At 58.3% G+C, this 4,919-nt stretch carries 2 protein-coding genes and 1 pseudogene; 2 read left to right on the top strand and 1 reads right to left on the bottom strand.

The window, feature by feature from the left end; translation table 11 throughout:
• Positions 1-436: 436 nt before the first annotated feature.
• A complete protein-coding gene (locus tag HMPREF2779_RS01310) occupies positions 437-1,192 on the bottom strand; it encodes a nicotinamide mononucleotide transporter (RefSeq protein WP_070687016.1) in 756 nt (251 codons plus the stop codon).
• A gap of 487 nt (positions 1,193-1,679) precedes the next feature.
• Between HMPREF2779_RS01310 and HMPREF2779_RS01305 the strand changes: the two genes are divergently transcribed.
• Together HMPREF2779_RS01305 and HMPREF2779_RS01300 are read left to right on the top strand one after the other, a co-directional pair.
• On the top strand, positions 1,680-2,759 hold the full coding sequence (locus HMPREF2779_RS01305) for an S-layer homology domain-containing protein (RefSeq protein WP_105360626.1): 1,080 nt from the start codon (positions 1,680-1,682) through the stop codon (positions 2,757-2,759).
• A gap of 365 nt (positions 2,760-3,124) precedes the next feature.
• Positions 3,125-4,919, top strand: a pseudogene (locus tag HMPREF2779_RS01300) (peptidase); the annotation flags it as partial.

The following is a 4,919-nucleotide window of genomic DNA, read 5'->3' as shown; positions in this document are numbered from 1 at the left end:
TGTTCCCCGCGCGAGCGGGGATGAGCCGCCCAGGCGTACTTCTTAGCGTTGCGTTCCTCAGTGTCCCCCGCGCGAGCGGGGATGAGCCGCTAGGCAGGGTGCTGAGGAAGGTCAAGAATCAGTGTTCCCCGCGCGAGCGGGGATGAGCCCCGACACCACTCTCACCCTTCGTCCCTCAGAGTGTGCTCCCCGCGCGAGCGGGGATGAGCCTACGCTGAGTGGTGTGCAGCAGCTGACGGTTCAGTGTTCCCCGCGCAAGCGGGGATGAGCCCTATATCAAGGGCAACAATGAAAGAAACTCAACGTATTCCCCGCACTCGCGAGGCACAGGTAAGGCCCCTCGACCCGCAGCAATAAACTGCAGGTCGAGGGGCCTCCTCATGCATTAGCGTTAGCTGGTAGAAAGGTCAGCGCCCGAAAACCCGGGAACCGCCCCTTACGCCACCGCCACGGTGCCCTTGGCTGCGGTGCCATTTCGGGTCCACAGCAGGAGCGCCGCCACGCTGTTGATGATGTAGAAGATGTACTTGCCGACGTTCGCGAAGTTGCCCTGAGTCAGCGCCTTGATGCACTGCACGGTGTTGTACAGGAACCAGAATTGCCACTGCATCGTGAGCTTGAGCGCGTTCAGAATGTTTGCTGACAGGGAGAGACCGAACACTACGGTCGTGATCCAGAACAGGAACGAGGTCTTGCCGCCGTAACCGACATAGTTCGCAATCAGGGAGAACGCGAACGAACCGGCCACAATACCGCCAATAATCAGCTGGCCCTTCGTGCCGGTCGGCGGTTCCATCGCTTTGCCGCGTTCGGAGTTCTGCCACCTACGAATCGCGAAGGTGTACACGATAAAGGTCACCGGGTAGGTGATGATTGCTGCCTTGTTGCCCAGAATGTAGTCAATCGCGCCAGACAGCGCCGTGTTAATAATGCCGAGCACGTTGCCGATGTTTGAGAGGCGGCCGGTCAGGCGGGTAGACATCATTGAAATACCCACGTTAATCACGGAAATCACGCCGAGGGGAATGAAGGGCGTGATCGGGCCCCAGTCGACGTATTTGGCGAGGTTGGTGCTCAGGTATCCTGAGGCGATTGCGATGGCGATAACCAGTGCTACGCCGAAAAAGTCGGCGTACTTGGACTTGGCGAAAAAGAGGAGAGCCTTCTCGTATGAGAATTCCTTGGCCTCCATGGGTAACTCCTTTGTTGAGGATATAGGAACAGTGATAGGGTACCAATAACTATAACTCTTTGAAAAGGGTTTGAGTCGGCGTGTCACACATAAAACTTCAGAAACCCACATATTCCACATCTCGGAACACCGTGGCATTGGGTAATTCAAAATCACCCCATCAAGAATCCATACCAACTTCCGGTAAACCTTGCCAGATATCGCCCCTACTTCGTTAAACATCGAAAATGGGCGTAAAATCACTGCCGTTTCGTCTTCGCTTTAAAGGGGACCTTAAGGTACGCTAGATGACTGGGTCAGGGAACCCTGCCGGTCTCACTCACCGCGCATCCGCCCGACAGACACCCGCACCCCGTACACTGCGTCTCACTCATGCATACAGGGGAGGGAACCCAACGTATCGGCCTCACTCACCGTTTACGCCGCTGTCCGCGCATCCTGCCACCCGTAACTCACTCAACTCAAACAAGAACTGAATAGGACAATCATGCCCTTGATTAACCATCGACTCTCACGACGATTCTTCGTAAAGGGTGCTTCCGCCGCCGCCGCTGCAGGCGCACTGACCCTGCAGGTACAGGCCGCTCAGGCTGACGAAGCTCCCGCAAACCTTGCCCCGGCAACCGAGGAAACTAAAGGCCCGCGCCTCGTTATTCAGCGTGCCACCATCACTGAAACCGGTATGACCGTCAACTACACTGCACACGGTCTGCGCGAATTCCTCACCGAAGGCACCACCCTGACCGTACGCCACGGCTACGTTCGTAACGACTCTTTCGAAACTCTGCGCTCCTGGCCGCTCACCCCCGAATTTGACGGTGACGCTGACAGCTTCAGCGGTAGCGACCAGTTCCCCATCGAGCTGATGCAGGGTGAGGGTGTTGATCACGCCCTGCAGCTGGATATTTGCTCCGACCCGTGGGGCCAGGAGGTTACCCACCAGATTGCTGCGCGCATTCCCGTGGCTGAGACTAAGATCCTTAAAACCTCTTTCGAAGATGTTCCGGGTAGCCACCCGTTCGCTGAGGATATCCGCATGGCGAACCAGAAGAAGTGGCTGATGCCGAACCCGCAGTCTGGCGCGTTTGAGCCGGACCGCCCTGTGACCCGTGAGGAGCTTATTGCTCTGCTGAACCACGCTGCAGGTCACGCTGGCGTGAGTGAAAACTCTGAGGTTGCCCCCTTCGCGGATGCGGCAGGCCGCCCGACCGCGAACGCGCTGCACTGGGCTCGTGACCGCAAGATCACCGAGCCGTTCACTGGTGGCGACAAGATTGACCCGACCGCACCGGTTTCTCACGAGCAGCTGGTGGGTGTGCTGTTCCAGTACAACGCGGAGGTTCAGCTGACTGAAATGAACGAGGCTGCTGGTTCTCGTTTCCGCGACGTGCTCGGTGCCGGTACTCTGCACCGTTACGTTGCGTGGGCTGGCGCGAACGACATCGTGCTGGATTCTTCGGGCGTGTTCAACCCGACCGCGCCGACTACTCGCGCGGAGCTGGCTCGTTTCATTCGCCGCTACAAGCTGCAGAACCTGCTGTTCACTGACTTCTCGTATGTCTCCTAATTTTTAGTCACCTCGGCACCGTGTGTTGGGGTGTGTGGAACCCCCGTCTTCTGGTTTTTGCTGGAGGCGGGGGTTTTGCCATGTCCCGTATCGCCGCGCCTCGGGGAGTTTTAGTGACAGGCTGTGCCTGGCATATGAAATTTTGTGTTATATATGCCTAAAATCTTGCAAAATCCTGTGTGCTAAGTAAGTATTACCTAGAAGGTAAGTTAAAGGTTGCCTTACTTAATACTGTGTGAAGACTAGTTTCCTTCCTCGTGGGCCCACGAAACCCACACCAAAGAGCAGGAAAACGCGGCACCTCACCACCCATCGGCGGGGGAGAGACGCACCTTCACACACCACCCACGAAAAAGGACATACATATGAACCTCGCTTCAAGCAAGGCATTCAAGGGCCTCGCCGTTGGATCGCTGGCACTGGCAATTTCCGGCGTTGCCACCATCCCCGCATCGTTCGCGGCAGACTCCACCCCGGCGGCAAGCCAGAGCACTGACGCTCGCACCATCACTGACAAGGCGATGGCAAAGATCACCCAGGGCCTGCCCGGTCAGTTCCAGGTCGCATACTCCAAGAAGACCAACAAGATTTGGGTTGCGGGCACCGCTGACCGCGACGAGCACGTTTCTACGATTGCTCGCATTGACGCAAACTCCCTGAAGATTGAGGCCGTCGCCGAGCTGCCCATCGTCCAGGACGCGAAGGGCTACTCCTACGAGGGTGCGTACGGTATCACCGTCGATGACGAGGAAGGTACCGTGTGGGTGACCAGCACCCGCGATAACTCCGTTGCCGTGTACGATCAGGCGACCATGAAGCAGCTGTGGACCAATGCGGGTCTGAGCAAGGACGACCCGAACTGGATTGAGCACCCCCGCGAGGTGCGTGTCGATCACGAGTCGGGTAAGGCTTTCGTGACCGGTCGCTTCTTTGTCTCGGCTATCGATCTGAAGACCAAGCAGGTTGAGAAGATTCAGCTTGAGGGCGCACCCGATGGCGGTACCCGCTACATCAGCATGAACATTCTGGTGGACGGCGGCAAGCTGTACGTGCCCGAACGCACCGGCGGCAAACTCTTCGTGATCGACACCAAGACCTTCAAGGTCGAGAAGACCATCTCTGTGAAGGGCGATAAGGACGGCGAGGTTCGCCCCTCCGACGTGGCTATTGACCACTCCGAGAACGAAATTTACGTCTCCTCCCAGGGTGTGAAGGGCGCGAACTCCGGCGTGTCCATCTACGACGCGACCACCCACGAGTTCAAGAAGTTCATCCCGGTCGGCACCCAGGCACTCGCACTGGACAACGATGAGGCGAACGACCTGGTGTACGTCTCTGACTTCGGCACCGGCAAGGTCGGCGTGATTGACGGCGGCGCAGCAGACAAGCTGATTGCTGAGGTCGCCATGAACGGCGGCAAGGCAAACGACCTGGTCGTACTGCCCAACGGCTCCGTTATCGCTGTGGACAAGCAGGCTGGCGCAACCGCAACCGTGCCTTACGTCCTCGACGGTACCATCGGTACCGTCAGTACCTCCAGCCAGGTCACCAGCAAGCCTTCTAAGGACAAGCAGGGCAACGAGGTTCCCGCCAAGACCTCCGAGATTCAGGCGAACTCCATCCTGAAGTTTAAGGTCACCGCAACCGCAGGCGATAACTCTGAGGTCAAGCAGGTCACCCCCGAAACCCGCGAGTTCCAGGGCTACCCGGCAACCGCCACCAAGACCAAGGCGGCCGACAACAACGCAACCACCCCCTCCACCGAGGCACACCGCACCCTGGACGCAAACGGTAGCGTTGCAAACATCATTCAGGGTCTGCCCGGCCAGTTCCAGGTTGGCTACTCCAAGAAGAACCACAAGCTGTTCGTACCCACCGTGGGTGCACGCGGCGGCCTCGCTTCCTCCCTGGCACGCGTGGATGCAGACACCCTGCAGACCGAGGCTTTCGCCGAGCTGCCTGTGAAGAAGAACGACAAGGGCCAGTACGGTTACACCTCCGCGTACGGCGTGACCGTTGATGACGTGGACGGCACCGTCTGGGTTACCAACACCACCGACAACTCCGTGGCAGTGTACGACCAGCAGACCCTCAAGCTCATCTGGAGCAACGAGGGCGTGCAGAAAGACGACCCGAACTGGATTGAGCACCCCCGCTCCG

Source organism: Rothia sp. HMSC069C03 (genome assembly GCF_001811075.1).
GTDB lineage: Bacteria > Actinomycetota > Actinomycetes > Actinomycetales > Micrococcaceae > Rothia > Rothia mucilaginosa.
Note: the sequence above shows the minus strand (reverse complement) of the source record. Positions and strands in the feature narration are given on the sequence as shown.

Coding starts and splice junctions, on each gene's coding strand:
- HMPREF2779_RS01310 (WP_070687016.1), bottom strand. CDS start 1,192: ATGGAGGCCAAGGAATTCTCATACGAGAAGGCTCTCCTCTTTTTCGCC.
- HMPREF2779_RS01305 (WP_105360626.1), top strand. CDS start 1,680: ATGCCCTTGATTAACCATCGACTCTCACGACGATTCTTCGTAAAGGGT.